This window comes from Methanosarcina sp. KYL-1 (assembly GCF_024372725.1).
In the GTDB taxonomy this organism is placed as follows: Archaea; Halobacteriota; Methanosarcinia; order Methanosarcinales; family Methanosarcinaceae; genus Methanosarcina.
The window spans coordinates 64511-90847 of record NZ_VOUA01000003.1 but is presented as its reverse complement, the minus strand read 5'-3'; the positions used below and the strand labels follow the sequence as shown (position 1 = coordinate 90847).

Below are 26337 nucleotides of genomic sequence, written 5' to 3'. Positions count from 1 at the left end.
ACATATTCTGTAACATTTTTTATTATTAGAGAACTGTATATTAATAAAATATTATATAATTATATATTAATAACAAGGCCTGGCAGAAATAAGCACCCGTGCCTGCCTGTATGCATGAGCCCTGAATGTATGGCATGAGCCCTGCAGCTTCGTGCTCTTGCAAAAAGCAGACCTGCCTTCGGCGGGGACTTTCACATTTGCGGAGCCCTCTGCGAGGGAGAGGACTTCCCCGAGAGGACACAGGACGCCCCTGAACCTTACTCGGAACCGGACTCAGAACCGGACTTAGAACCGGACTTAGAACCGGACTTAGAACCGGACTCAGAACCAGATTCGGAACCAGATTCGGAACCGGATTCGGAACCGGACCCTGAAAAGGAGAGGAGAATAGGAGTCCATGATGCCGGATGAGATGGCATTTAAATGAGTTCACGCTGCAGCGCGGTGCTGCGCCGTGCGGAAGCCCGGGGGAGCCGCGGGAGGGCCGGGCAGGATAAGGAAACGCAAAGGATGTGAAGTCCTGCTTTCAAACCCGGCGACCCTTTCCCGGGGAAGGTAAACGGCAGCAGTATGCCTTTTTTAGAAAAACCATAATCTGAGTAAAAAACTTTGGGAATGAATGCCCCGGTTGACGTTAAGGGGCTGAACCCCAAAAAGCTTATTAAAGGCAGAGTTCTATAGCGTGAGACACATTTACTATGAAAGTTCAGGGATTTAGCTGATACAGCGTGATTTACCTGCTCATCAAATTTAATTAATATAATGAAAGAGTTGAAAAATTATGGCAATCCAGAAAGGCGACTTCATAAAGTTAAATTACACTGGTAAGTTTGTAGACGGCAAGGTTTTTGACACAACCGACGAAGAACTTGCAAAAAAGGAAGAAATTTTCAGCCCCCGCGGCCTTTACGGCGGAGACGTTATTATTGTAGGGGCAGGACACACCATTGACGGCCTTGACGAGGACCTCGAAGGAAAGGAAGCAGGCTACACCGGTAATGTGGAGATCCCCCCCGAAAAGGCATTCGGCCCGAGCAACCCCAAGCTCATCGAGACCGTCTCTGTCACAAAGTTCGAAGACAGGAAAGTCTACCCCGGCATGGGCGTTGAGATCGACGGCAAGAGAGGTGTGGTTACCAGAGTCATCGGCCGCAGGGCTACCGTAGACTTCAACAGCCCCCTCGCAGGCCAGGTCGTCAACTACGAGTACACCATTGAAAAAGTCCTCGAAGGAGACGTTGAAAAGGTCCAGGGCCTCCTCGCCCTCTACACCGGCCTCCGTGAAATGGAAGTCGAAATCGAAGACGGCGTAGTAAAGATCGGCATCCCCACCGGCCTGACCTTCAACCAGCGCTGGCTCATGGCAAAGAACAGGGTCGCAACCGAACTCTTCAAGTACGCTGGCCTCAAGGAAATCCAGCTCATTGAAAAGCTCACTGCAGAACCCGAAATCCCCATGCCCTCCCCCGAGGAAGCCGAAGCTGAAGCCGAAGAAGCTCCCGAGGCTGCCGCTGAAGAAAACGCAGAAGCCGAAAACTGATCATACCGATCAGAACTGAAAAAAGACCTGCGAAGAGTTCTTCTCTTCGCAAAATTTATATACAATAATCGGGTTCAGGGTATATGCTTCCCGGAGCGTAAAGGAATCATGCCGGGAAACATTTACCTGAATCCTTCATTCAACATGCTGAGGTAGCCAAGTGGACTACGGCGCCGGTCTTGAAAACCGGTAGTGCTCACGCGCTGCGGGAGTTCGAATCTCCTCCTCAGCGTACTTCCCTAAGTTCAAAGCCCATTACTTTCAATTGACTTGGTATCTATTTTTATTTCAATACCGGGTGAATGATATATATGGGCATTTATGATTATAAGAACAACAAAGGGTTGCGCAACCTTGAGTCGCGCATAAAGGACGCTACTTATTCTGAAGCTAACAAGAAATCAATTCTGGATTTCGAAAATTACCTTTTTGCTGAAGGCATTAAAACTATTCGGGTTTTGAAATACTTAATGCAACTGAATACCCTGGCAGAGATGTTTCAGGAGATCAACGGCAAAAATTTTTCTGAAATGGACCGGCTGGATATCCAGGCTGTTGTAGCGCGAATAGAAAGATCTGACCTGGCCGAGTGGACCAAAAGGGACTATAAAGTCACAATCCGGCGTTTTTTTTCATGGCTGCAGGGAGAAAACAATGCTGCCGCATGGGTAAAGACTACCGTCAAAATGAATGCAAGAAAGCTTCCTGACAACCTGCTTACTGAAGAGGAAATCAAGCGGATGATAGAAGCTGCCGACCACACCCGCGACAAGGCAATTATAGCGATTCTGTATGACTCTGGCTGCCGGATCGGTGAACTCGGAGGGCTCCAGATCAAAAACGTAAATTTCGACCAGTTTGGAGCTGTCCTATCGGTACAGGGAAAGACGGGAGCCCGGAGAGTAAGGGTCATATTTTCAGTGCCTTATCTCGCAGCATGGCTTGATGTTCATTCTGACAAGGAGAACCCTGAAGCATACATTTTCGTTATGCTCAGAGGGAAAGGGAAAGGAAAGAAACAGATGCAGTATGCTGCACTTACAAAGATCATCAAGAATGCAGCGAAAAAAGCAGGCATCAAAAAGAGAGTCCATAACCATCTATTCCGACATTCCAGGAGTACAGAGCTCGCCCAGCATCTGACAGAAGCTCAAATGGAAGCCCACCTGGGCTGGGTCCATGGCTCGAACATGCCGGCAACGTACGTACACCTTTCCGGGAAGCAGGTAGATGATGCAATGCTCCGGATCTATGGAATGAAGAAAAAAGAGGACATGCTTCCAGAACTTACCAGTAAGCCCTGCCCTATATGTGAAAAGATCAATGGTCCTACCTCAAAGTTCTGTACTCGCTGTGGTCATCCCCTTGATCAGCAGACCCTCCAGGAGATCAACGAAATAGAAAATAAAATACCAGAGCTTTTACAGCTGGTAATGAAGAGTGATGCTGCAAGAGAACTATTTTCCAAATTCGGGAGGTCTGAATCAAACTAATTTTATAATTTTGGAATTTTTATTTTTATATCAAACGGATCTCCATATCTATTTGAAAGTTCGCCAGGTTTTGTTTTTCGGCGTTTTGGTTTTTCTGTGGGGAGCATAACATTTAGGGAATCTTCTATTGATACAGGTAATTTCATTTTAGATGTCGGCCTCCAAGGAAAATAATATTCTTCTCTCGGAGGTTCTGGAATATTTCCCTTGGAAGGGATTTCTGATATTTCCGGAACGTGTCCTATGATTGGAACTGCAGCTTCCTGAGGCATCTCCGTCTCAAGCTCAGGAACTGTAGGAACTGGTGGAGTATAGATACCTCCTTTTTCTTGTTCCTTAGGCATTTTAGCCTCCAGTTGTGGGACTGTTACCAGTGGAGGAATATAGATGTCTTCATATTCGTTTTCCTGTCTCTGAAGTGTTTCAGCCTCAATATGTGGAACTTCTGTAAGTTCCCGGACAGAAAAAACACGAGAACTTGTCAATACCGGAAAAATCACATTTATTTGGGATGTCTCTGCTCCAGTTCTAATGCTACTTATAGTGTATGCTGTTGGAGCCGTGTTTTCAGGGCTGAATATATCTCTTTTAAGTCTCGCATCCAAAAGCTCGGTAGATAGTTCGGGCTGACGTGAAGCTGGAACTTTTCCAAATAATGCTTCCTCCATCTCTGGAGTTATTTTTACATCATCTGCAAGTTTGATGCTTGAGATATGGAAATTCTCCTCAACCTGGGGTTTAGGTTTTCCGAATAGCACTTCCTCCATCTCCGGGGTTAATTTTACATCATCTGCAAGCCTAACACTTGATATTCTCGTAGAGGATTCTGGAATTATTTTGTCGCCGAATACTATATATGTTTCTAGTTTTTCTTTTGGTGTGATTGCAGGTCTTGGCTGAGATATGTCAGTTGATTTAAATACGTTTACGCCTGCTGTTCCTCGAGTATCCTCTAAAAAGTTATTAAATCCAGTTTTTGATAATCCCGGTTTAACTTTTGCTTCTACTGATCCACCGGCTTTACCTAATAACCATCCACCTACCAGTTCCCCTGCCAGTTCTCCTGGATGCTCCTTTGCTTTTGTTACGGTTTCGCCAGCCATTAACCCAAGGCCAAACCCAATGGAATCTTTTATAGTAGTAGGATTTCTGGCGATTGTTTCTACACCGAAAGGAATGCCGCCTACGGCCCCTATTGCCCATTCAGGAACGTTTGTCACTCCTGTAAGTACATCTCTGGTGGTCCCTGCAGGGAGTCTGCCTAATATTGCATTTTGAACCTGGTCATATCCTGAAGCTAGAGCGTTTGCTTTTTGAGAAAATGAATATGTACTCATACTCCGAGGTGCTACATTTGGGGCCCGTAATCCCCGTAATGAATATTCCTGCCCCTTTCCTGCAGCGTATCCCTGTGAATAAGCTCGCCCTATCTCTTTCACAGGTTCCGGGCTGTGTTCCTCCAGCCAAAAATTAGGATTGGTTTTATCAGCTGCCCTCGTTGGCAACCCATAAACGTTCCCACCTATCGGCCTGAACTTTCCACTTATTTTTGATTCTCCCTTGGCTGCAGGTGTCATTTGCGGGTTTGTTCTAACTGACCATCCGACATCTCTGTTTACTACAGTCGAGAAACTGGATTTTTGTTCAAACGCCCCACTTTCTTTTAGATCCCGAAGCCCGGAAACTATAGACTGCTGCCGTTCAACCTCCTGGGGGGATCTCTCGTAAGGATTGTTGTATGTGCTGCCAGACCCTCCAGACCCTCTGGATCCGGACCTCCGGATCTCATCCTGAGCTCTCGCATATTCCGATCCTCGAGAGGACCCTACAATATTCCCTTGTGAGTCTCTGCTGGCTGTCGTCTGGGCCGCATGACCCCCTGCAGCTTCACTCAATGAAACATGTACCTTTCCGTCTGAACCAACATATGACAAACAATCACCGCACGAACTTCCTCATAAAATCATTCAGGGTAAAATCCCCCATCGGCTTATAGTCACGGTCCAGGACCCTGACCTCTACGTCCTGGATCCTATCTACCTGTATCTCAAATTTCTTTTTCTTGCCCATTCAATCACCAACCCAGAACGTATACAGAACCCCTGTCAGGCTCACAGCCGTGAAAACATACAGCATATACAAAGCCTGGTATGGAATGTAGATCACCCCTACAGCTTCCGGAGCAACCGCCAGGAGGCTCATAAACAACATAGCTATGCAGGTCCTGTGCAGGCTCTGGCTCTTCACATAGATGATCCCTACAGTGATGATAATCAGGACCACGTAGAACCAGGACCCATACAGCGAAGGTGAAGCCCAGAACGAATTCACAGGCGTTAAAATAGAGTTCGCAGCTGCAGCCGGGTCATCAGCTGCGCTGGCATTTGTCATGTTTTGAATTGCAGGGTAGTCCGAAATATTGTACTGATATGAAAAATTCTCCCGCAGGTTATCGAGGCTCTGGAAAGCCTCCGTCCTGTTGTAATCATTCCAGCCGGCCATAAATCCTCCAAATATTTCCCGGGAAATAATCCATTATCCATCTCTCCCCAGGAGCTTCATAGCAAGCCCGTAAATTGCCACAGTTCCAAAGAACAGGCTGATAGGTAAGGCAAAGGTCCCAGGCAAGCCCATTGCCGTCATAATAGGATAGGTACCTACTATGACCATCAGGGCGAACTCCAAGACAACCTTCACGCCCATCAGCAAAACCATCCCTGAAATTGCAACACTCGTCAATACTCCGTTTTCTGCAATTCCAGAAAACATGGTCTGAATGCTGGTCATAGTCTCCGTAATGTCTCCATAGACATCGAACCCTGCAATCTCAAGGGAAAATGGATATACCTCAGTCAGCCCGAGCAGCACCAGGGACAGCTGAAGCAGCATCATAGAAAAAGCATATCCTTTCAACTTATCTGCCATCAGCCCACCCCTCCGGTCCTCTTCTGATGCAGGTATATCCCACCCAGCGCAACGATCCACACCAAGACCACAAACCCAAATGAACAGATCAGCCAGCCCAGCTTATACCCCAGGCTCGTCAGCACCGCAGCAGACCCGCAAGAAACGTCACTCCGCCCCTTTCCGAATGCCATAAGGAAAATCAATATTATGGCCACAAAAATCAGATTTTTCAGCCAGGCCGGGTATGAGTCAGGGACCAGGTCCACTGAGGCAGAGTAACTGATAGCCCAGGACTGAGCTGCAGAATTGCCGTCCTCAGTCTGAATTCTGAACTGCAGGAGATAGTCACCTTCCGGATAAGAAAAAGTGAAATTGCCATTATCCTCCGTGCTCGTCTGAGAATATACCTCAGTCCCGTTTGTAGCTGTAGCGGCAAGGGAGACTGACGACACTGCTTTTGTGCTTGTATATAGGACTGTTGTGGATCCCGGTCCCTCAGAATATGTGAGGTTCAGCCAATCATTGTAGTACTCATGAACTATGTTTCCTTTGTTGAGCACAATAATATATTCGCTCAAACCAGGCTCGAAATATTCAGTGTACGTCTGTTCTCCATACACCAGGTCAATCCTGTACCTGGTTCCCTGGTCCATATCCTCTACTACAAATGAGCCTCTGTCGTCCGTTGTCCCTGATTTGATGAGCTCGGATTCGTTGTCATAACAGCGATATGAGACTCCAGAGAGCCCTTCTCCGGAATACCAATATTCCCATACTGTATAAAGCACGTCATGCGGAGCGTAATATATCCCAGCTCCTGACTCAATATCCAGGTAGAGGTCCTGCCTGGTAGTGGCCCCTTCTGTCACGAAATCTGTATACGATGGCACCGCAGTTGTATATCCGGACTTAGCCACTGAAACTGTATATTGCCCGGGTGAAAGTCCTGTGGTTTTGAGGTACATACCGTTTTCGTCGGTCATGATGTAGTATGTCACGGTCCCGTTAGAAATTGTTACAGTGGCAGATTGTATTGGGTCCTGTGTGGCTGAATTCTTCACATATCCATATATCCCCGGCATCGTAAGGTCCGGGGTGAATGAAAATATGTGGGTTGTGAGATTGGTCCAATCCGTGACTGTGTAGGACCAGGTAGATTCACCATATGTTTTTCCCGGATAATCTGTACCACCTGAAAGAAATGGTCCGCTGGCCGTTATGTTTTCTGCAGTAGTTGAAATAGGAATCAAGTTCCCAATATGCCCGAGAGTGTTAGCTGTCAGGAGCAGGGTCCAGTTCCCCAAATATGAAAGGCTCGCGGATACGTCAGCTGTTCCATTCGCGACGATTTCAGAGAGTAGATTTTCAGTTGTAGAGTTCAAATCTGACGAGTTCAGCGAGACGATAAGGTTTCCTGCAGATATGTTTCCCTCGTCATCGAATTCATAGCAATCGTCATCCACGCTTAGAGAATCTCCATCTGAAAGGTTTCCTAGGAACAGGAATGAACCGGATGCTGCTGTAGCATTATCTGAAATGGGCCCCCCATCAAGAGAGATTTCATAGGGATGGTATAGATTCAAAAATGAGAAAGTGGTAGAATTGATTGTTTCTGCTCCATATATGATTTCCAGATCGGCCTCAAATGCATACGGAGTGCCCTGTATTGTATATGTGAAATTATATGTCCCGTCTTCTTCGGCTGGAATCAGATATATATGATCTCCAGCATCGACATCGCCCCCTGTCAGATCGTCATCTTGGATCGTTGTAGCGACATCTGAACCCCCATAAAAAAGAACATCTGGGTAAACTCCAGGGTTTGAGAGCTGAGAGTAATAAAAATAAGTATCTGCTAAAATTATAGATCCCCGGGTTATTTCTAGCAGGCACAATCCAAAATTTTCCCCAAATGTGTCTAATCTGTTTGCAACAATATACCCCGCCTCATCTCCGCCCCCCGTGCTGTCACCTGGGATTGTCCATGACGAGATTTCGCCGGGTTTTGTCCCGGTGATTGAATATAGCGTGATGTCATGCGATGAATCGGGATATGAGCGAGCCAATTGCTCAGACCACGTGAACGTAATTGTATCACTCGATTCAGTGACGGTATCGGGGATGCCGATGCAGGAACCCGTTGTAAAATCGTCAAGATACACAATAGACGTTGCGGTGCGAGTACTAGATGGCGCCGCGAGTGCGTTCCCTATCGAAATACCTATGTCGATCCCGCCAGTGTATGCGGGATAGCTGTTCGCAATGCTCCCCAGTAATACCCCATTCCCATATATATCAAAATAAGATCCACTTTGGATAACCTCATATTTGGTCTCGTCCGTCGTGGTCATGGAATGATATGTTGCCATTTTAGTGCTTGTGCCGGACTGATAGACATATATGTATAATCCTCGTTGGAGTTCGTAAGACGTGGTCCCTGTATATCCGTAAGTGGTCGGACCGTCGATCAGGGTGAAAGCAAAATAGTCCTGCGGAAAATTCATTCCATTTGTTCGTATATTACAGTATATGCATGAGTAGCCATTCCCGTCAGTTGAAGTCGCATATAATTTCAGTGCGGTGTTTGCAATCCCTCTAGGGTCAGGAACCGCAGTTACGGTCACCGAAGAACTTGTTAAAACTCCACCACTTATGCTTAGTGACGAACTCGTTGACCAATAATCGGCATAACTGTTTTCATATCGTTCGATTGTGTCCTCAAATGCGTTGGCTGTTGCTGCTGTAGATAACAGGAAAAAAAGGAGAAAGAGATAGAAGAGACATTTCATTTCCATAGGCTGTTCCCTTCTGAACGAGTAGCTTCTATGAATCCCCAAAGAATCAGCGACAGCGAAATCAATACAGGAAGATATCTCAGCTCTCCATCTATCGTGTCAGCTGTGTGTGCTGCATTTCCTCCCATTGCCCAACCTAACGCAAACAGGAAGTCAAAAATCGGTTGATTGAAGATGAAAGTGGCTCCCAGGATGAAGAGGCCAACCATCACTTTTATCCAGGCTCCGACATATCCCATTTAGACCACCTCATTTTAGCTGAGTGAGAGGAGCTGCGGCGGCCTGCATACCAGCAACTGCAGTAGACGGCTCTCCTCCGCCTCCCCCTGCTCCTGCCATCATATAGCCGAATGCCAGGCCAAGCAGGCCAGCCATGAGGATGAAAAGGAGGACATTCGTATTTCCCAGGGGGTTCCGCATTTTCCGCCTGACTATGTCCACCTCCCTCTCTATGACCGCATTCTCTGCAGCCGGGCTGCGGCTCTCAAGGTAATTCTTCAGGTCAGTGATCCGGATGACCTCCAGGTCCTGCAGGATCTTGCCGTCATGTGCCTGGATTTTCTCAGCTATGGCTGCAACTGAGTCCCCTAGTTTATCCCTGATCTGCTCAAGAGGGGTTGAATATAGGAACATTAATTCCCCATAACTTTCGATGCCCATCTCTCGTATGTCCCTCAGGAGGGGCATTATCCGGGCGCTGACTGCCTGATTGTACGGTTTATACCAGATTGCCCCTTTGGTACCGTTGAAGCTGTATGAGTCCTCTGGTTCGAGCTCGTACGTTCCCTTATCTGTTCGGTATGTTCCCTCTACCTCATTTGCCCCTTCAAAGGAGAGTATTGCATCCTTTGAGAGGCCTAATACGTATCTTTTCCCCTGAAGTTTTGCCGTTGCGATCCTGAGCCAGCCCGGGAACCCGAAGAATGTAAGGAAGAGTACCAGGCCCAAAAGAATTGATTCGAACATGCATAGAATTGTGATTGTCTGAAGCGGATTTGACATTAATATCCCCCCTGTGGCTGCTGTGCTGGAGGCTGAGACTGTTGCCTTGGAGCTCCAATTCCCAGGAAGCGGCTCTTCTTTTTGTCTGTGTCTGGTGATTCCATCTTGTAGCTGGCAGTTGTGGCTCTCTTGATCAGGAAGCCGTCCCGGCCCAAGCTGGTGAGACATTTTGCAATTATTGTGGTCTGATCTGCCCCTGCCATATCCATTTGGCGGAGTTCGTAGTCCCGTTTTCCAGACATTTCCTTCAGCTGCCGGATCCGGAGAATTTCTTCGATGTCTTCACAGTCCTCTTTTTTGAGGTTGCTAAATGCAAGTTGCTTGTTCAGAGGGCCCCAATTTCGAAGCAGTTCTGCAGGAGGGATGCCGTCAGGGGTCCCTGCGTATTTTATGAGATTGTCCTTGAATGGGTTTTGAGATGGGTCTGAGGTCATGATTCATCCTCCTGTATGCGAGAATCTCTGAATGTTATCGCCTTGATGATCCCCAAGCTTCCGGACAGCAGGACCATACCCACATTCAGGTAGGCATAGCCGGGATCGTAGACCTGGTGAGTGTGCTCTATGATCGTGCTTGTTGATTCATTGAGAAAAACGTGATACGTCTCAATGTTGAAACTCGCTAATGAGAGAGCCAGGAATAGCGCAGTACTTAGAAAAATTAGTAGCCCGTGCCATGTGTCCCTTTCAATAGTATAGAAAAAGATCAGGAAAGCTGCAGCCTGTAGAAAAAGAAAAAGAGGTTGGTCCATTCGGTGAACCTCCGCTTAAGCATTCTTTGCCAGACCCATCAGCATCCCCAGGATGACAATGAAAACCGCGACATATGGAACCATGCCGTAAAGGTCGATTGCTCCCCAGCCTGTGGTCTTGATATTACCATAGCTGGTGGTTGCCTGAGAGTCGTTGAGGGCTGCTATTTTCCCGTCAGTTTGGCCCTGTAAGGTACCAAACAATAGGGCACATAACATCAATGTTACGAGCAGGACCAGGATACCAATTGCATTGCCGGCCATGTATGCTTTTTCGTTTTTCTTGAATCTGTCCATGGCAACCATATTTTTCCTTCTGATTGCCCGGGATGATTTCATACCTGGCACGAAGGCTGTTAAGTTCAGATATCCTTTTGTGTTGCCCTGAAGGGCTGCAAGTCCTTCCAGGCCGCGTTTGTAGCAACTGTCAAGCTTGTCTGTAGTGTAGTATAGAGTACCTATACAGGCAAATATACCAAAGATTGCAAGAGAGATTATGGTAATCAACTTAGGATACACCTCCTAAAAAATGATATATGCAGTTTAGTATATATATTTTAGTGTACATTAGGAATTTTTAGACAGAAAATAGGAGTTGAATATGACAGGATACAAGGTTGTAGATGGAAACAATCAATTCGATTTTAATTATCCATACCAAGATTTGATGATCAAATTGACAGAGAGCCTGAAAAATCAGGATTATATCTCGTATATCGATATAGTAGGGCACCTCAAGAATATGTCAATTCTGGCATTTGATGAAAAGGATCTGGAATGCATCGAAAAATTAGAATCCATTGCAAGGACATTCAAGCGGCACATTGATGGTATTACCCAAGCAGAACTCAAAAACAGTGAGCTATACCGAAGAGATTTCCAAAACAGTGTATATTCAAGAGGCCTTGACTTAAAAGTATGCATTGAATATCAATTTTCATGCGTAATAGAACGAATATGTATTAGTGCGCTCCGAAAAACAATCTTCAAAATGCAGGTCCCGAGTGGCCAGGATGGGACAATATATTATGACATAAATAAAGACGTGACACAAACAGTTGAGCATATCAATGCATATTTTGAAGAAATAGGATTGCTGCCAGTGAAGGAGGAAGCATGGAAGACGGAATAAGCCGGAAATTCAACTACTTCGGTTACTTTGTAAACCAGGCGAAAATAGCTCAGCAGATGGAGGACTCAACATTATATGCATTTATAGGCCGGCGCAGGTCCGGAAAAAGTGTGATATCCCTGGCAATGGCTTGCAGGATCGATCCGGACATCACAGCTGAAAACATCTGCTTTGGTGCAAAACAATTGACTGATGCCCTGAAATCCATGGAAAAAACATCTATTGTCTGGGAAGAGGCCACTGCAGCTGGAGGCTATAACAGAGACTGGCATAGTCCAGGAAATGCCATCGTTAATAAAACACTGCAGGTATACGGAGAAAAGAGAATTGCCATCGTTGCCAACCTGCAGCACCTCAAGATCCTAGATCCTCAGGTCCAGGTGCAGACAGATTGCATATTCAGATGCTGGGCTGAACATGAGAAGTTAGATGAGGGAGAGTACAGAAAAAATACATTTTTTGAGCCATGGAGGGTCAATACTGATTTTCTGACAGAACCTGTCCTAATGAGATACACGATAAACCGAGATGGAGTCTACAGCCCAATAGGGATGATACCTGTCCCTCAAATGGATGATCTGTTTAAGATTTGTGGAGTGAGTAAGTCCCTGTACACTGAATACAGGAAAAAGAAAGCAGAGTTTTTTGAGAGCATTGGAGAAGATGAAGAAGCCGAAAAAATAGATAAGAAAAAAATTGGCCGGCTTCAAAGAATGGCTGCAGGATGCGTCAAACTGATTAGAGATTTGAATGCAAATGGAATGACCCAGGGGGAGATCGCAGGAAAGATAGGGGTCAATCATCGCACAATATCAGAATGGAAAAATTATGACCTTGCAGAACTTTCTGCCATCCAATAACATAATAATATATACAAAAACTAAAAACCAGAACCTTCCCAGCCAAAAACCCCATTAAACTACATTTTTTTAGAGTGTAACGGAGGAACCGGGAGGTCCGGAGCAGACCTGCAAGGAAGGTACGAACCGAGAGCCCCGTGAGAGTCTGCAGCTGGGAAAAATTTCACCTATTTTTTTTGAAAGGAAGTTTGGATCCTTGGAAACTTACATCCTGAAAGGAGCAAAAAAAGGAAAAAAGAATACTTGGTTCCAAATACACCAAAGCAACATAAAAATGATGATCAAAAGTAACACGCTTTAAGTAATTTCAATATCAACTTTTCATACATTGAAAGGAAAGGTCCCTTTTTTGCCATCCTGTCCTATGTGGCACCAAACAGGTATATTACAGAACTTATAGGAATATGCTTGTTTGTGCCTGGGAGTGTATGAGTAAATGTAAAAAAATTGTGAGAAAAACATAGGCACTTTTTACTAATGTCTATTGCTATTGAAAAATTAATTAATTTTTGATCGTAACAATTTTGATTTTCTTGATGCTCATGATAAACCGGGTTATCTTATTTAACCTTATGATAGAACCGAGAATCCTAAAATAGTATCATGTATATGGAATCTAAATCACATTAACTAGAATTAAATAAGAATAACTAATAAAATAAATAAGACAATGAAAACCATAATAATTCTAATATTTATCACAATTCTTTTTGTAGGTGTATGTGCTGCAAATAGTCCAAATAAAGAAATTCCAACTTACTATGCACTAATAGAACCTGATCTTGAAGGTCATGCATATTTTCAGATTAATGTTCAAAATTTTGATTATAATCAATCTAGGATTTTTGGAATATCTGTCTTCAAGCCTTATGTTGAAAACTATAAATCGGAAGGCGCGAATGAGTCGTACGAAATTAATATACAAAGTCCTGATGCCAGTATCGATATTTTCTACAATAACGGAAAAATTGAAACAATCGATAATTTTAGTGGCGAATTCGAATTTTTAGGTGATTCCTACTTTAACCTTCCAGTTCCCTCTCAAATTTATTATGTAAATACAACAGATGAAATGAAGAATAATAATATATCTAATTTTAATATAAAATATTATGATTCGAATTTCAATTCAAAAAAACATTATGACAAATATCCATTTGATTATTATAATTTCACATATGATATTGCTTTTTTAAATGAATCATTTGTTATGTTAACGATTTCACCAATAAACCCAAACAATTTTTATGATATAGATGTTCTACTCAACCATGTTTATAAAAATAAAAATGGACAGAGTTTTGAAGAAAAAATAGATTCTGTTTATGATGGAGTATATAAAATAAATTTTGAAACTAAGAACAATGAGTCATTAGATGAGATTAAAATTACTTACACTCGGAAAATGGGTCTATCACAGGTTTCTTTTTTTGTTTTAGCTTTTTTAATAATTTTAATCCTAATAAGTATTTTCGCAATCAAAATTCCACAAGAATTAAATGCTATTGTATTTGGAACATTTTTAACAATTTATACATTCTCAGCGTCAATAGGTTATGCATATAAACCTTCGTGGCTTAATGGTTTATCTTGGTTTGATGGAATATTTATCGTTAGCACATTTTTGATTATAATTTATTTTATACTTTTAGTCAGAAAATGGAAAGAAAGATGACACTGATTTATTGAGAGGAAGATTGTCATCATCCGCAAGCAGAATGGAAAAAAGTTATTCTCAAAAGGTACTTTGCATCCGACTTTCCACAGATGTCCTTTCAATTTTCATCAATTTTCTTGCTATCGTTTTTTCTGGACCTTTGCAGCTGCAAGGAAGAATTTCTCCCCGGGTTAGGAAGATCTTCCCGGAAGGCCTTCCTTGCAAATCTCACCCATATGCGAAGGTACGGAGCACTCCAGGATATTCAAGGACAAGGCCTTCCCGGAAGTTCCACTGAAGTTCCAGGACAAGGCCTTCCTCCGGATGCAGGACATGTAGGATCTTGGCGCCCGGGAAAGTCCTGGTCCTGACCTGCAGGGAAGGTCTGCAGCTGCAAAGATCCGGAGCTTTTCAGGATCTTCCAGGACAAGGACTTCCTGGATAAAAAAGAGAATTAATAATTTATTAAAAAGTTATTTCAAACATTTTCAAACAATTTGTTTGAATTAAAAAAAAGAGTTTACTGATATTGAAAACATAATTTCAAACATTTTCAAACGTTTCAAACATGATGTTTGAACTTTCAGAACAGATATGATTCATTTTACAAATTTCATTTACAAATTCTTAAAATGATATAAAATAAGAGAGATAAAAAATAAGAGAGATTTTTGGGATTTTTTCTTCCCGGTGAACAACTTTCCTTGTCACTTTTTTGTCTTTTGAAGAAAGCTCGTTCCTTCATTCAGTCACTATATAAATGGAATCACCATTTTCATCTCCTTTTCTTCGAAATTTCAAACATCATGTTTGAAATGTTTAAACATCATGTTTGAAATTTACAGCGTGAACCTTTATTAATTCTTTATATGGATGCGCATTACTCGGTTCTTACCGGGTACTTTCTCGTAGACCACATCAGGGTATTTCTCAGGCATTCTCTGCATGAGCCGTGTTGCTTTCATAGTGTTTGATTTGTCCCAGCCAAACAGGTTCATGATGTCCCTGTTTTTCAGTGACAGGCTTCTCTGGAGCTCATCATAGAGCCGTTCCTCCAGACTCTTCTCTGGATTTCCCTGGATATCCTGAATGAGGCTGGCCTGCTGCCTGAGCTCTTCCCGCCTCTCTTTCTGTTCAAGGTAGTACGGATCTTCAGGGTCCTTTATTTCCTCTTCCAGACCTAATAGGAGCTCCAGATCCGCAATCCGTGCACGGTCCTTGATACTCTCATTCTGTGTGAAGTCGATACGTTCAGATATTTCCCTGAACGTCACCTGCAGGGCCTCTAAGAGGATCTCAGGCTCTTCCCGGATCAGCTCCCTCAGGATATCCTTGAGCACTTCACGGGATCCCAGGGATCCGAAGGTACCCAGCAGTTCTGCAGCTGCAGTGTTCATATTCTCCACCCTGTAGTATGAGTCAGTGGATCCACCCTGCAGGGCTTAGCCTTGATGATATCTTTTATCTCTCGATTTATGTTGAGCTGACACCTCCTTTCTATGTTCGCGTTACTCCGGATAATCGCCTGCTGCCGGATCTGTTCATCCGTCAAGGCAGGCCCTGTTCCCATACCCTTACATTCCCTCTCCGGATTCCCCCCCGTTTTTGGCTGTGGCTCGATCAGGTCTATGAACTCCCAGATCCGGGCCCGGAGCTCGTCATAATTAGAAAGAGTTGCTGGGTATTCTGCAATGATCCGGGCTGCCATTAAACCACACACCTTTTTTCCACGAAATACTTTATTTCCCATGTAGGGTGATATTGCTCCACTCGCGAGGGTTTTTCCGGAAAGGTGACACCAATATATCCCCCGTCTCCTTTTCTGATAGTCCCTACTCTCCCATCATAAACTTGTACTTTAACTCCTGGATATGCAGGTACGCCGTAACGCTGACGGATATACTCCAAATCAGATTGGCTTTTAGAGGGTTTTACCATATCAGACCCCTCCAAACGCTGTAAGCGTGGGCTGTTTCTTGACGGTCGTCAGTTGCTTCCTGTATGGACATTCTTCTCGATCCAGGTCTTCCATCTCATAGGTGCATTCCATACAGCATGTATTGTTGCACTCAGCAAGTGTGGTAGGTATAAAGCAGCGATACGGTACAGGCTCCTTCATGAAATCATAAGGCTCTCCGGAATCTGTCAACTCGATCCAGGACCCATTATCCTTGTAGCCTGCAGCATTGTAGTGGTACGATTCCTTTCCACACTTTGGGCAAGCTTGAAAGTATAAAAGTCCAGATTTTTTCCCGCTTTTTCTGTGCTGGCCCTGAACTCCACGGAGAGCCCGATCAGAGATAATCTCCTTGCATTTGGGGCACTGGTATTTCATTCAGATCATCCCCCAGTATTTTCGGCTAGAGTACAACACCGCTAAAATGGCATTTTTCCTGACCGTGGAGCTGGGCCAGTGGGCACGGCGAGCGCGCCAATAGCGGGCAGTTGGAGATGTACCCTCTGTGGAGATTGTGCGAAAACGAGACATTCTGCGAAAATGAAACATTCAGATCACCCCTGTAGCTGCCCTGAGGATCCCAACAAGAGCAAAGCCTTCATAGATAGAAAAGGTCCGGAGCAGAGCCCGGGCTTTCTCAGCTTCTTCCCGGAGGCCTTGAGCATCAAATTCCCGGACCAGCCTGTGTTGATGCAGGACCAGAGGCAAGTTTGAGACGGACCACACCAGGTTCGCAGCTGCAGCGGATCCCCACAGACCAACAAGGGCGGCGCCGGCAATCCCTCCCCAGGCTCCCAGCTGCACACCTGAGAGTTTGGGAAGGGATATCCTGGACGCAAAAAAAGAAGAAGGGTTCCGGGTCTGTTCGCTCATTCAGAACCCTCCTCTAATGGGGCAAAGGCCCCATAAGCTTCAATCTCAGCATCGGACCTGATCCGGACGTATCCCCGGCCATGGCGTTCTACATATTCCTGCTGTTCCTGGATGGTCATGCAGTCCCAACGCTTCATCACAACTGCCTCCTGGGTTTTTCATCGCATCCGGGACAGTCCTTCTTTTTCTCTGGCCAGCAGGACTTACATTTCATTTGTGAGCATCCAGGGCAACCGTTTTTGTACTTGGGGCAGACCTCACAACATTCTCTGAGATCCGGGTATTTATCCGGACATTCAGTACCTGCAGTATCCAGGATTGTGTTGATTTCTGCAATCAATCCCTGGACCTTTTCATCAGGGCAGATATCGGAGATCTGGTCCAGCCGCCTCTGGCACTGTCTACATACACCATCATTGTACCAGTTAGGCAATTATGCCACCCCCCTAACTCTCTTCCATCCTCCGCGAGATAAGAGCCGGTAAACCCTCTTTATGGAATCTCCACGTTTTACCGCAAGCATGATTGCAGCGGTCTTGGCCTCATCATGATTCATGCATTTACGGAATTCAAAATCAGCCGGAAAATCACCAAAGAGAAAAGCATATAGGAATCCAGGACTTTTGATACTTCCCGGGTCAGGGGCAGCCTTGGTGAGATAGAAACTATCTCTTATTTCGTAGTACGTTTTTGAGTCGCCTAGGGTTGAAGAACAGATTAACCTCTCTTTTTCGATTGCTTCTTTAAGTTCTGCAGGGGCAGACTTCAGCATACTTGCGTAATCATGCCCTGTCAGCCCGTTTATTGGGATTTCCCCGATCAGGTTGTGCTTTTGCCGGTGAGCTCCTTTCAGAGGATAGGGGAAGCCAATACGGCCTTCACGCCTTGCTTTCTTACGTTCTTCATTGTTCAGGAGTATACCCATTAGACCGCCTCCTCGTTTTCATCCTGGCACTTTTTTGCAGGGTCCTCGCAGATATCCCCGATTTTGCAGCCCTGGCACCCGCCTTCTGCGTAATGGCGGCAGCGTTCGCAGTGGTCCCTGAGAATTCCCTTTCTCCAGGTCATGCAACACCCCCCAGTTGCGTCTGCTTTTCATCTTTCTTTATGAAATGTGCCCTTACATCTGGCCTTGATATCTCTTTCAATGAGGACAGCTCTTCTATCCGCCGATCTATGCTGATTAGATCGTTCTCTAAGTCACTAAGCTCATCTTCCAGGTCACTGATATTGGACTCGATTTCTGCCTTTTTTTCCTCTAACCCGGCAAGTTCAGAATCAATCGAAGAAATATCAATCTTCACGCTTTCACCCCCGGGACCTGGATCAGGCGAATTTTCCTTCGGTTCCCCGGTTGGTTCACTGCGAACTCCAGCTGCGCTTTGAACATCCTGATATATTCCCTGCAACCCTCTTCGGAGTCCTGATATTTGCAGTCGATACAATATGCAAAACGGCCCTCAGCCGTGCAGCCTATAATCTCCCTCATAGTGACACACCCCACCGATAGGAGCTGTGCAAATACAGTGAGATCACGAGGATCCAGCAGATCAGAGAGAATAGGAAGAATAGGAAGGCCTGTTTTTTGGTCTTGATGTATGCATTCATAGTCCCATCCCCGCAATAGATAGGATCGAGAGGCAGAACCAGAGCAGGACCAGGCCAAGAAATGCCGAGGATACGAATAAGAGAGGCAGTAATGAAACTTCAGATACGAATCTCATTGCCCTTCCCCCTTGAAGAACTTATATGCATAGTGTATCAGGAGGATATACAGACTCGCAGCATACAGGTATGCACAGTTTACGGTCATGAGGTTGGCAGCTAGACCTACATTGAGTACTGCAACGCCAGTGATTGATATAAAATAGAAGTGTGCCACGGTTGAAAACAAAAGGCCAATGTTCTTTTTTAGACGGGGGGAAATATGAGGTCTTTGAAGGTTCATTCCGAAGCCCCCTTGAATTTCCGCGACAGGATAGACAGGATAAAGAGCAAAACCCCGAAATAAATCAAAATAAGAGGCGGGGTTAGTTTTCCTCCCAGTGATGCATTAATTGCAGCAATAAGTCCGCTTGTAACCCCCACAAGCCCGGCAAGCTCCAGAAATGAACAGCGAATTTCCATTTTGAACAGGTTAAATGCGCTCATTCCTGGTCCCCTCCAATCCCGCAGAATTCGCCAGCAAGCACATCAAAATCCCCATTTTCAATGTCCCATTCATCATATCCTTCTGCCATAAAGCAGGAGTCGCAGAGGACTTCTTCTCTTTCACTCTGATAGAAAACAGCATCTTCAAGGGAAGAATAACACCTGCAGCTGCATTTTTGCCCGCATCCGGAGCAAATTAACCGGGTCTTGAACTGTCCTGTGTTCATGTCAAGGTACAGTTTCATGTGGTGGATGTCGTATGATACGTCTTCCCGGTCTGCGTTAGGGTCAGGAGCAGCTACAATTTTACAGAGATGCGTTGCGCTCATTCCGAAGCCCCCTTGACCTGTTCTTCAAGTTCCTTGACCTTTTTTTCAAGCTGAGTAATTTGGTCTATGCACCATATCGGGAAGTATGCATAGAGGGCCAGAGTGATAAAAATCAGGACAAACGGCACCAAATTAATTAGAGGAACTGAATCTAATCCAGGGGCAACGTTGGGGCCGGTGTATGTGGCATTCATCATTAGTACCCCTCCGGCTCTTCTACCGGTTCTTCCTCCGGCTCGCGCTGATTACGGAATGTCCTTATAGCTTCGATTGCTTCGCGGTACGCCTGGATTCTGTCTTCGATGGCTGCCAGTTTCCTTTTTTCGTCTTTCAGAGCCTCTTCTTTTACTATAATACCTTTCTCAACGTCGTCTCTGGAACTTTCCAGCGCGCGCAGGTTCCTATTTAGCTCAATCAAAGGAACCGGGTGAGAAGCATCCAGATATGCATCTACGTACTTTGAAGCTGTATCCTCAAGGTGTAGGTTACTCACTCTCACTCACCCCCTGAGATCTACAGAAAAGCATCATTGCCATGTTTGCGATATCCAGCAATTCATGTATGGCATCAGGCGAAGTTATGGGGATTCCGTCATCTTGCAGACAGCCGAGTTCTTCTACTTCCATCCAGAATTCGGTTTCCAGGTTGTGCACATCGAGCTTTTTCCAGGAATCCCCTTTTTCTGCGTCGTGCTTTTGCATGGTTTTTTCCATTGCTTCGGCAAAGGCGGTTATTTCGGGCCGGACCTGGTTCACTCCCCCACCCCCTGGCAGAGCCTGGCCCATGGATTGTAGAGCGCAAGCAGTTCAAGGCAGTGGGATTTCAGTTTGTAGACCCGGACGCGAGGAAGAGGACGGGAGAAGTTTTTGCGGCTCATGCGGGAACCCTCCGAGGCATTTTCCGGGACCGGGACAGGGCGGTTTTCTCGTTTCTGGCCCTGGCAAGTTTTTTTGGGGCGCATTTGGAGCAGAGGCGTTTTCCGAGGACTTTGGGGCAGGAGACCGGTACGAATGTTTTCCGGCAGGCTTCGCATAGTTCGTGCCCGGTCATGCTCTGACCTCCTTAAAAGCTATATAGCGAGAGTGCATATTGTTCGTTGAGGAGTGATTCACCGGCTCCTGGCTTGGCGGCTTGTGCTCGGTTTTTTCGCCCCTCACATCACCTTGCTTGAGGTGAGTAAGGTTTGGGTGTTTCGTTTCTGTGTATTCCATTCTTGTCACCAATTTCTTTTCTGTTCTTTTCTTCCGGTTTGTGTGTTGATTTCGAGGTGTTTTTTTGTGCCGTTGCCCAGGCTTGAACTGGGTTTTGGGGGGGAGTTTTGGGGATTTGTGGGCCATCGATTCAGGTTTTTAGGAAAGGTCCTCCCCTGGTCAACGGCGCGGTGTTCTTCCTGATTGCGGCCCTTTTCCCCTGTGTTATTCGGGGCTGCTTTCACAGATCATTTTGCAGAGTTCGGAGAGCATCCCGATGGTTGCGTGGTGCCTTTTGATCTCTTCACTTACGCCGGCGAACTGCCGGACAAGCGGGTTTTTGCTGAGGTCTTCGAGGCTGGGGTTTTCAGGGACAGGTCCAGGATAGGGAAAGGAAAGTGCGGCAATTTCTGCGCTCATGCCCTCCCCCCCGGGACCGGCTCTTTGCCTGGCGGCTTGTGGTCTGTTTCCTGTGTCGGCATCTTGCTTGGCGGCTTGTGCTCTATTGTTTTGTTCCCTGCGGCAGGGGCAGGCGTTGATTCTGTCGCTTTTTCTCCGGTCATGCGGGGACCTCCTCTTTTTCTCCGAAGGTGGAGCGCACGGCACGGCGGACGGCGGCAGAATAGCTGTCGTACTGTTTTTCGATGTTTACGACCCGGTCCAGAATTTTTTCATCATCGGGATCGAATGTGATAGTTTTACGGGATATTTGAATCACCTTTCATCTTTAATGATTCTTTTATCATCATTATGAATCATTTTTGTATTTAAAGATTCCTTTTGATGTAAAAATAACAAAATAGTATTTCAACGCAGAAATCTTATACACAATGATGAAAGAGCGATTCAGTATTACTCTTGATAGTGATCTTCTTGATTGGATCGAGTCACTGATAAAAGAAAAAGTGTTTTCAAGTAGGGTTCACGCTGTTGAATTTTGCGTAGCTCAGCTAAAAAACATAGGCATTGAAAATGTAATGCTGATGCGCTGGGGAAAGAACGAAATTGAGCCTGTTTTCCTTTCAAAAAATGAAATTCAAACAATCGACAAGGTCTCAAAAAAATTAAATGTCAATAAGAACGAGGCCTTAAAGATTCTCATCTACCGGGGATTAGAGGAGATAAGCAAAGGCTCTCAAGGATCGGAAAAGGAGACGGGGAATAAAGAAGACAAGCCCCGGAAGGTTATTTTTGATTAATATATCCAGAGAAAAAAACACTCTTTTTATAAATTCTCACATATATACGATGTTAAATCCTTCACACAAATTAGAATCATCTTCCAATGTGGGAACATTGATAAAAAGATAATTTTTGCGCCAGGGATCGGAAAAGGAGAAGGGGCGGAAGGTTATTACATCGGGAGCGCGTAGGGTCACGAATACCCCGCTCTCCTGGTAGATGATGAAGTGAAATCTCACCTCTTTTAGAGGGTAATTTACACTTCTACTGTTGTTCCTTCGATAATAGCCTTTTGAACTTTTAGAAGGATGGTGTGAAGTTTTTCGAGTTCGCGATCTAACTGATATATCCCAAGGGTAGAGTTCCATTGATTATGCCACTCAACGAAATTATCATTTGTCAATTTATCAGAGGGGGGCGGTGATTCATTGTAATATAATTTGGCAATCTCTTTCTTCTTGGCATCGGGGAAATTAGGGAAAGGCAGATAGTCAAAGTATTCTGGCGACATGTGTCCACCTGAACCACCAACACCTACCCAATCAATGATACCATGCTCACGTAAATAAGCCAAAAAGCATCGAACAAAAATTATTTCCCATAGCTCGGCATTTTGAGAGAAAAGAACAGTCCCATGGAAATTAGTAGTGCACTTTTCAATACCTTCAACAATTACAATTGACCTGCCCTTCTCAAATCCTTCGCAACCCAAGATTAAGTCCTTAGGATTTACGGTCAATAGTTCTTTTTTATTGCCCAACCATTCTTTGTTTGTTAATGTTCCATATTCACTTATGTTTGTTGGGCGTATTAACTGATACCAATTTTGCTTTGGTTCGTCAGAGTACAAACTTTTGCCTATCACAGAAACGGCAAGATTAGGGCCTCGCCTTGATTCGATACCCATTTTTGACAAACAAGTTGATCCTTTTTCATATGAGTCGACAAGGTGCTTATATTTTTTAAAGTCCTCATTATATAAACCTGTATCAAGGCGGGAAGTTAAACCAATATCTCTATTTGTTGGAAACGCATACGAAAAGCTATTACCAGTTTGTTTTGTGAGAAGCTCTTTATTAATCTCAAGGAGAATTGCTTCGTGTCTTTTTTTAATTGCAATCTCTTTTGCAACAATAGCTCTCATTAAGGCAGAAACATAGCTCACAACTTTGTCTGAATCTGGCTGGTTTGGAAATGGAATCAGACAATCCAGCCAAAGACTTTTTGCATGAGTTATTGTAGAACCTCGTGAAGTCATGGAAATAAGTTGCACTTTGAACAACGGGTGCTTCAGGAAAGAATAAATATAGTAACGGTCAAAAGAAGGATGTAGTCTAACAATTCCGCCACTAAACATGTAGTTTGACCAATTATCCCCATCTACAATCGCAACTTCACCTACATTAGAGTCCTTAGACAAAAGAATATCCTCAGCAGCCAGCTTAAAATCAACAAAAACTCTTGGATTAATTGGCACTATTGAATTGCCTTTAGGATACAAGAGACAACTATATTCTTGCAATGCTTTTGTTCTTATGAGGTAATTAGACGAGTTATGCAGATACCACATCGATCCTGGTTCATTTCCCTTGTCAAATGGATTTTCTTTATCAAGCAAGTCTCTAAGTAGAACTACGTTCTTGTTTGCAATAATAGTTTGACGATACATCGAAGGAGACCATGAGTAGTCTTTTGTTTCAATTTGTGACAATGAAATCTGTGAAGGCACATTATAGTATTCCAACTTAATTACTCCTTTAGGAAAATATTCTTCAGAGTTTCCTCTTGTGTAATAGCCCAAGTTCTAAATTCAGATACTATGTTGGTAAAATCCTCATCCAGAACTAAATTGCCTTCTACATCTGTTAATGTTTCGAAAGTGGTTTCATCAACCTTATACAGAGGGTTGAAAAATACATTCCGCTTACTAGTTCTTTTTTCATAGCCTACGTTATGAATTTCACGCACAAATACCGAATAGTTCTGTTCATTTAACGTCTGTATCTCTTCTGATCCGGGTTTGTATGCTACAATCAAAGTTGTATTCACACCAGTTTCAGCAAAAACATTAGGTGGCAAATCAAACAAAGCAACAATGCGCATTTTTTTCATTAGCCATTCCCTAACATCCTTCCATTTATTTATTGATGCTATGGAGTTCGAAAGTACAATGCCCATACGTCCATTTTCTTTTAGGCAATGGACTACATTTTCTAGAAATACTACTCCAAGATCAATGTTATCTCCGCCACCTGACAGTTTCCACGTTTCATACATTTCAATAACCTGACGGTCAAAAGCGGTTTTAGGTCTATATGCACGGTCTTCCCCAAAAGGTGGATTAGTTAGGATCACATCAAATTTCATTAAACGTGTTCTGTTTGGCCAATTATCCCAGTTCCCATCTTTGTGTATGTTAGGTATAAGCTCAACAGGTATTGGAGGATTGCCTTCTTTTATTTTCCATAAAATCGAACCATGATCAGGTACATGAAATAGATGTGCTTTTCCATCTCCGTTAAGTAACATATTTAGTAACGCCAATGAAATCATTTCGCCCGATACATCAGTTCCATAGATGTTTGCATCTTCAAGTTTCCAAGGGTCGTTTTTGTCTTGTGAATTTACATAAGATAATGATAGAAAATCACCAATACCGCAACAGGGGTCAAAGATCGTGTCTGTACCTCTAGGGTTGACAATTTTCACGAGGAAATCAATTACTCGGGGAGGTGTAAGGAATTGGGCTTTTTCTTGCTGTTGGAATTTATTTGCAAAGTTGTAGAAAATTATTTGATACAAATCGCTTTTTGACGAGCGAATGAAAGAAAAGTCTTGGAAACTTTCACATGCCGATACAGCTATTTTTACTTGTTCTAAGCTCTGCCAATCAATCGTATTTCTTTCTAAGATTGCTTGATATGGACCTATTGCTTCATTAAAGATTTCTTTCATTCTTTTTATAAATCTTTGAATGGGGTGTTCTGTAAGATCTTTAAATCCTGCCTCCTCTTCAAGAACGTAAAACTTTAAGGGTATAATTGAATTGCGTTTATTTCTTTTTTCATCAAAAATTTTTAGAGCAAAGGTTTGTATTAAAATTCCGTAACCCTTCTGGTTTACATAACCATATCTGTCCATCGTGCGTAGTACGTTGGACAATGCATCCTGCATTTGAACAGTTGATATCGAGGTTATAACTTCTAAATTTTGAACTGACCTATTGCTTCGGTCTATTGTTGAAGGATGGTGAACGAGGTTACGTAGTTCGTCAAATGAAGGAATATACTGGTAAGGGTCAGGCAAGTGTAAGGAAAGGTCACCTACTTGGCTATCGTCCCCCTTCTTGTTTTTTCCCTCATCGTACCTCAAATATTTGCCTGCGCGTCTGTGAAAAAGAAAAAGTCGGCCTGAATCGTAGTATATTCCGAGAACGTATGCGTCACTTGGATCCTTTTCTTTCATTGCAGGTTTTATTTGTCGAATTAGGACTTGGTCAATTTCCTTTTCCCCTCGCTTAAACTCAATTATACCAAGCATATGATCATTGAGCCATTGCAGGTCAGATGGATTTCTGTCTTTCCAGTAGTTATTATATTTGCTTAGCCAAGAAGGGTCGTCAAATATGGCCCCGTCAACCTTAAGGTCTTTAGCTCCTTTACTTCCTTTAGGAAAACGAATTTCAGTGCCAATATAATCCTTAGAGTAAAGATCGCTCTGAATAAGGGAGAAAATAAATTGCCATTTATAATACTCTTCGAGTGGTTTGCCATTCGATCCCCAAAGTGGAATATTACTTTTTGTTTTCCCATCAACAGGAACTAAAGATAATGGCAAATTTGCGTTTTTTCCAATTGTATCATCAAACGCTTGTTTGGATTCGGTGAAAGAAGGCATTTTTTCGGCATCCTGTGTGCAATAAAATGTATTAGTTTTTAGAAATTGTAAATGAAAATTTTGATATCTCTTTCAAGAAGAGCCAATTTGCATCTTTATTTTTATACAAAAATTCTTTTTCTATATCAATGCTTAGTTTTTTTATATTTAGTACTTACGCACTTGAAATGTAAGTCACATGTAAACCTTTTTTCCTAGATTTATGTCGAGACGTTTTTAGTTTTCTAAATTCGCAAGCAAGGTATACTAAAAAGGTTTTCCAAAATTCTCTTTTACCTTCCTGTATTCTCCAGTTACCTGCTTTATCCTTAATAGATAGTTTTATCTCCCTTCCTTGGGGCGGTTAGCCCGGAGACCTTGAGTTTCTCCAGAAACTGCCCAGCTTGGCCGGGCTGAATCCATCATGAAAAACAGCCTTCAGATTTGCCCTACATTCGATTTTTTTGAATGGGTGCTTGTAGTTTCTTCATGCTCCCTCAGTCCAGGCTCTCAGGGGCTTTCAGGAGAATGGCAGCAGCCAGATCGGAGAGACTGAGCTTCTTTAAAGGCTGTACGGTCTGGATACTGCATAACTTTATTTAGTAACAAGTCATATGTATATATGGATCAGTTTCATTAAAC

Annotated in this window: 39 protein-coding genes and 1 tRNA gene; 7 read left to right on the top strand and 33 right to left on the bottom strand. The window is 43.9% G+C overall.

Annotated features, from left to right (window positions below; translation table 11 throughout):
- Positions 1–781 precede the first annotated feature (781 nt).
- The 3 genes from FTO70_RS04030 to FTO70_RS04020 all read left to right on the top strand — a co-directional run bounded on the left by FTO70_RS04030 (position 782) and on the right by FTO70_RS04020 (position 3033).
- On the top strand, positions 782–1540 hold the full coding sequence (locus FTO70_RS04030) for a peptidylprolyl isomerase (RefSeq protein WP_255334421.1): 759 nt from the start codon (positions 782–784) through the stop codon (positions 1538–1540).
- A 146-nt stretch (positions 1541–1686) separates the two neighbouring features.
- Positions 1687–1772, top strand: a tRNA-Ser gene (locus FTO70_RS04025).
- Between the two features lie 70 nt (positions 1773–1842).
- Positions 1843–3033, top strand: a complete 1191-nt coding sequence (locus FTO70_RS04020) for a tyrosine-type recombinase/integrase (RefSeq protein WP_369694327.1) — start codon at positions 1843–1845, stop codon at positions 3031–3033.
- 2 nt (positions 3034–3035) lie between these two features.
- Here the strand turns inward: FTO70_RS04020 and FTO70_RS04015 are convergent, their stop codons facing one another.
- The 10 genes from FTO70_RS04015 to FTO70_RS03970 are packed head-to-tail and all read right to left on the bottom strand — an operon-like array spanning position 3036 to position 10995.
- Entirely contained in the window at positions 3036–4967 is a 1932-nt protein-coding gene (locus FTO70_RS04015) for a hypothetical protein (RefSeq protein ID WP_255334419.1), read from the bottom strand.
- A gap of 4 nt (positions 4968–4971) precedes the next feature.
- Positions 4972–5103 (bottom strand): hypothetical protein, encoded by a 132-nt coding sequence (locus tag FTO70_RS04010; protein WP_255334418.1) that lies wholly within the window; start codon positions 5101–5103, stop codon positions 4972–4974.
- A complete protein-coding gene (locus tag FTO70_RS04005) occupies positions 5104–5535 on the bottom strand; it encodes a hypothetical protein (RefSeq protein ID WP_255334417.1) in 432 nt (143 codons plus the stop codon).
- Positions 5536–5568: 33 nt separating this feature from the next.
- Positions 5569–5958 carry a hypothetical protein gene (locus FTO70_RS04000; RefSeq protein WP_255334416.1) on the bottom strand — a complete coding sequence of 130 codons (390 nt, stop codon included), beginning with the start codon at positions 5956–5958 and terminating at the stop codon, positions 5569–5571.
- Positions 5958–8735: a carboxypeptidase-like regulatory domain-containing protein gene (locus FTO70_RS03995; RefSeq protein WP_255334415.1), complete on the bottom strand. Its 2778-nt coding sequence runs from the start codon at positions 8733–8735 to the stop codon at positions 5958–5960. Before FTO70_RS03995 ends, FTO70_RS04000 begins: the two co-directional genes overlap by 1 nt.
- On the bottom strand, positions 8726–8974 hold the full coding sequence (locus FTO70_RS03990; protein WP_255334414.1) for a hypothetical protein: 249 nt from the start codon (positions 8972–8974) through the stop codon (positions 8726–8728). The genes FTO70_RS03995 and FTO70_RS03990 overlap by 10 nt, the downstream gene beginning before the upstream one ends.
- A gap of 10 nt (positions 8975–8984) precedes the next feature.
- Positions 8985–9737, bottom strand: coding sequence for a hypothetical protein (locus FTO70_RS03985; RefSeq protein ID WP_255334413.1), 753 nt, complete (start codon positions 9735–9737; stop codon positions 8985–8987).
- Positions 9737–10171, bottom strand: coding sequence for a hypothetical protein (locus FTO70_RS03980; protein ID WP_255334412.1), 435 nt, complete (start codon positions 10169–10171; stop codon positions 9737–9739). The genes FTO70_RS03985 and FTO70_RS03980 overlap by 1 nt, the downstream gene beginning before the upstream one ends.
- Positions 10168–10488, bottom strand: a complete 321-nt coding sequence (locus FTO70_RS03975) for a hypothetical protein (RefSeq protein ID WP_255334411.1) — start codon at positions 10486–10488, stop codon at positions 10168–10170. Before FTO70_RS03975 ends, FTO70_RS03980 begins: the two co-directional genes overlap by 4 nt.
- A 15-nt stretch (positions 10489–10503) precedes the next feature.
- Positions 10504–10995, bottom strand: coding sequence for a hypothetical protein (locus tag FTO70_RS03970; RefSeq protein ID WP_255334410.1), 492 nt, complete (start codon positions 10993–10995; stop codon positions 10504–10506).
- Between the two features lie 94 nt (positions 10996–11089).
- On the opposite strand from FTO70_RS03970, the gene FTO70_RS03965 reads away from it, so the two are divergent.
- The 3 genes from FTO70_RS03965 (at position 11090) to FTO70_RS03955 (ending at position 14155) form a co-directional block, all read left to right on the top strand.
- Positions 11090–11620 carry a hypothetical protein gene (locus tag FTO70_RS03965; protein WP_255334409.1) on the top strand — a complete coding sequence of 177 codons (531 nt, stop codon included), beginning with the start codon at positions 11090–11092 and terminating at the stop codon, positions 11618–11620.
- Positions 11605–12480: a helix-turn-helix transcriptional regulator gene (locus tag FTO70_RS03960; RefSeq protein WP_255334408.1), complete on the top strand. Its 876-nt coding sequence runs from the start codon at positions 11605–11607 to the stop codon at positions 12478–12480. The genes FTO70_RS03965 and FTO70_RS03960 overlap by 16 nt, the downstream gene beginning before the upstream one ends.
- Positions 12481–13150: 670 nt before the next feature.
- A complete protein-coding gene (locus tag FTO70_RS03955; protein ID WP_255334407.1) occupies positions 13151–14155 on the top strand; it encodes a hypothetical protein in 1005 nt (334 codons plus the stop codon).
- 839 nt (positions 14156–14994) lie between these two features.
- On the opposite strand, the gene FTO70_RS03950 is transcribed toward FTO70_RS03955, so the two are convergent.
- The 21 genes from FTO70_RS03950 to FTO70_RS03850 form a co-directional block, all read right to left on the bottom strand.
- The gene (locus FTO70_RS03950) at positions 14995–15534 is read right to left on the bottom strand and encodes a hypothetical protein (protein ID WP_255334406.1); all 540 of its coding nucleotides are present in this window, start codon (positions 15532–15534) and stop codon (positions 14995–14997) included.
- The gene (locus FTO70_RS03945; protein ID WP_255334405.1) at positions 15531–15845 is read right to left on the bottom strand and encodes a hypothetical protein; all 315 of its coding nucleotides are present in this window, start codon (positions 15843–15845) and stop codon (positions 15531–15533) included. The genes FTO70_RS03950 and FTO70_RS03945 overlap by 4 nt, the downstream gene beginning before the upstream one ends.
- Entirely contained in the window at positions 15845–16075 is a 231-nt protein-coding gene (locus FTO70_RS03940; RefSeq protein ID WP_255334404.1) for a hypothetical protein, read from the bottom strand. The genes FTO70_RS03945 and FTO70_RS03940 overlap by 1 nt, the downstream gene beginning before the upstream one ends.
- A 1-nt stretch (position 16076) precedes the next feature.
- Complete coding sequence (locus tag FTO70_RS03935; protein WP_255334403.1) at positions 16077–16472, bottom strand: hypothetical protein; 396 nt, start codon at positions 16470–16472, stop codon at positions 16077–16079.
- Positions 16473–16643: 171 nt separating this feature from the next.
- Complete coding sequence (locus FTO70_RS03930) at positions 16644–16967, bottom strand: hypothetical protein (protein ID WP_255334402.1); 324 nt, start codon at positions 16965–16967, stop codon at positions 16644–16646.
- The gene (locus FTO70_RS03925) at positions 16964–17104 is read right to left on the bottom strand and encodes a hypothetical protein (protein WP_255334401.1); all 141 of its coding nucleotides are present in this window, start codon (positions 17102–17104) and stop codon (positions 16964–16966) included. The genes FTO70_RS03930 and FTO70_RS03925 overlap by 4 nt, the downstream gene beginning before the upstream one ends.
- The gene (locus tag FTO70_RS03920) at positions 17104–17400 is read right to left on the bottom strand and encodes a hypothetical protein (RefSeq protein ID WP_255334400.1); all 297 of its coding nucleotides are present in this window, start codon (positions 17398–17400) and stop codon (positions 17104–17106) included. The genes FTO70_RS03925 and FTO70_RS03920 overlap by 1 nt, the downstream gene beginning before the upstream one ends.
- Positions 17401–17892 (bottom strand): hypothetical protein, encoded by a 492-nt coding sequence (locus FTO70_RS03915; protein WP_255334399.1) that lies wholly within the window; start codon positions 17890–17892, stop codon positions 17401–17403. It lies immediately after the preceding gene.
- Positions 17892–18035, bottom strand: coding sequence for a hypothetical protein (locus FTO70_RS03910; RefSeq protein ID WP_255334398.1), 144 nt, complete (start codon positions 18033–18035; stop codon positions 17892–17894). Before FTO70_RS03910 ends, FTO70_RS03915 begins: the two co-directional genes overlap by 1 nt.
- Entirely contained in the window at positions 18032–18271 is a 240-nt protein-coding gene (locus FTO70_RS03905; RefSeq protein ID WP_255334397.1) for a hypothetical protein, read from the bottom strand. The genes FTO70_RS03910 and FTO70_RS03905 overlap by 4 nt, the downstream gene beginning before the upstream one ends.
- On the bottom strand, positions 18268–18456 hold the full coding sequence (locus FTO70_RS03900) for a hypothetical protein (RefSeq protein ID WP_255334396.1): 189 nt from the start codon (positions 18454–18456) through the stop codon (positions 18268–18270). The genes FTO70_RS03905 and FTO70_RS03900 overlap by 4 nt, the downstream gene beginning before the upstream one ends.
- Positions 18457–18911: 455 nt before the next feature.
- The gene (locus tag FTO70_RS03895) at positions 18912–19118 is read right to left on the bottom strand and encodes a hypothetical protein (protein ID WP_255334395.1); all 207 of its coding nucleotides are present in this window, start codon (positions 19116–19118) and stop codon (positions 18912–18914) included.
- Positions 19115–19447: a hypothetical protein gene (locus FTO70_RS03890; RefSeq protein WP_255334394.1), complete on the bottom strand. Its 333-nt coding sequence runs from the start codon at positions 19445–19447 to the stop codon at positions 19115–19117. Before FTO70_RS03890 ends, FTO70_RS03895 begins: the two co-directional genes overlap by 4 nt.
- Positions 19444–19641: a hypothetical protein gene (locus tag FTO70_RS03885; protein ID WP_255334393.1), complete on the bottom strand. Its 198-nt coding sequence runs from the start codon at positions 19639–19641 to the stop codon at positions 19444–19446. Before FTO70_RS03885 ends, FTO70_RS03890 begins: the two co-directional genes overlap by 4 nt.
- 2 nt (positions 19642–19643) lie before the next feature.
- Positions 19644–19940, bottom strand: coding sequence for a hypothetical protein (locus FTO70_RS03880; protein ID WP_255334392.1), 297 nt, complete (start codon positions 19938–19940; stop codon positions 19644–19646).
- Entirely contained in the window at positions 19933–20202 is a 270-nt protein-coding gene (locus FTO70_RS03875) for a hypothetical protein (protein ID WP_255334391.1), read from the bottom strand. Before FTO70_RS03875 ends, FTO70_RS03880 begins: the two co-directional genes overlap by 8 nt.
- The gene (locus tag FTO70_RS03870) at positions 20199–20324 is read right to left on the bottom strand and encodes a hypothetical protein (protein ID WP_255334390.1); all 126 of its coding nucleotides are present in this window, start codon (positions 20322–20324) and stop codon (positions 20199–20201) included. Before FTO70_RS03870 ends, FTO70_RS03875 begins: the two co-directional genes overlap by 4 nt.
- Positions 20321–20497, bottom strand: a complete 177-nt coding sequence (locus FTO70_RS03865) for a hypothetical protein (RefSeq protein ID WP_255334389.1) — start codon at positions 20495–20497, stop codon at positions 20321–20323. Before FTO70_RS03865 ends, FTO70_RS03870 begins: the two co-directional genes overlap by 4 nt.
- A 365-nt stretch (positions 20498–20862) precedes the next feature.
- On the bottom strand, positions 20863–21057 hold the full coding sequence (locus FTO70_RS03860; protein ID WP_255334388.1) for a hypothetical protein: 195 nt from the start codon (positions 21055–21057) through the stop codon (positions 20863–20865).
- Positions 21054–21200, bottom strand: coding sequence for a hypothetical protein (locus FTO70_RS03855; RefSeq protein ID WP_255334387.1), 147 nt, complete (start codon positions 21198–21200; stop codon positions 21054–21056). Before FTO70_RS03855 ends, FTO70_RS03860 begins: the two co-directional genes overlap by 4 nt.
- Positions 21197–21355 (bottom strand): hypothetical protein, encoded by a 159-nt coding sequence (locus tag FTO70_RS03850; protein ID WP_255334386.1) that lies wholly within the window; start codon positions 21353–21355, stop codon positions 21197–21199. The genes FTO70_RS03855 and FTO70_RS03850 overlap by 4 nt, the downstream gene beginning before the upstream one ends.
- A 115-nt stretch (positions 21356–21470) precedes the next feature.
- Here FTO70_RS03850 and FTO70_RS03845 point away from each other — a divergent pair, with 115 nt between their 5' ends.
- On the top strand, positions 21471–21836 hold the full coding sequence (locus FTO70_RS03845) for a ribbon-helix-helix domain-containing protein (protein ID WP_255334385.1): 366 nt from the start codon (positions 21471–21473) through the stop codon (positions 21834–21836).
- 239 nt (positions 21837–22075) lie between these two features.
- Here the strand turns inward: FTO70_RS03845 and FTO70_RS03840 are convergent, their stop codons facing one another.
- The gene (locus FTO70_RS03840; RefSeq protein ID WP_255334384.1) at positions 22076–23563 is read right to left on the bottom strand and encodes a hypothetical protein; all 1488 of its coding nucleotides are present in this window, start codon (positions 23561–23563) and stop codon (positions 22076–22078) included.
- A 5-nt stretch (positions 23564–23568) separates the two neighbouring features.
- Positions 23569–25716, bottom strand: a complete 2148-nt coding sequence (locus tag FTO70_RS03835; protein WP_255334383.1) for a class I SAM-dependent DNA methyltransferase — start codon at positions 25714–25716, stop codon at positions 23569–23571.
- Positions 25717–26337 lie beyond the last annotated feature (621 nt).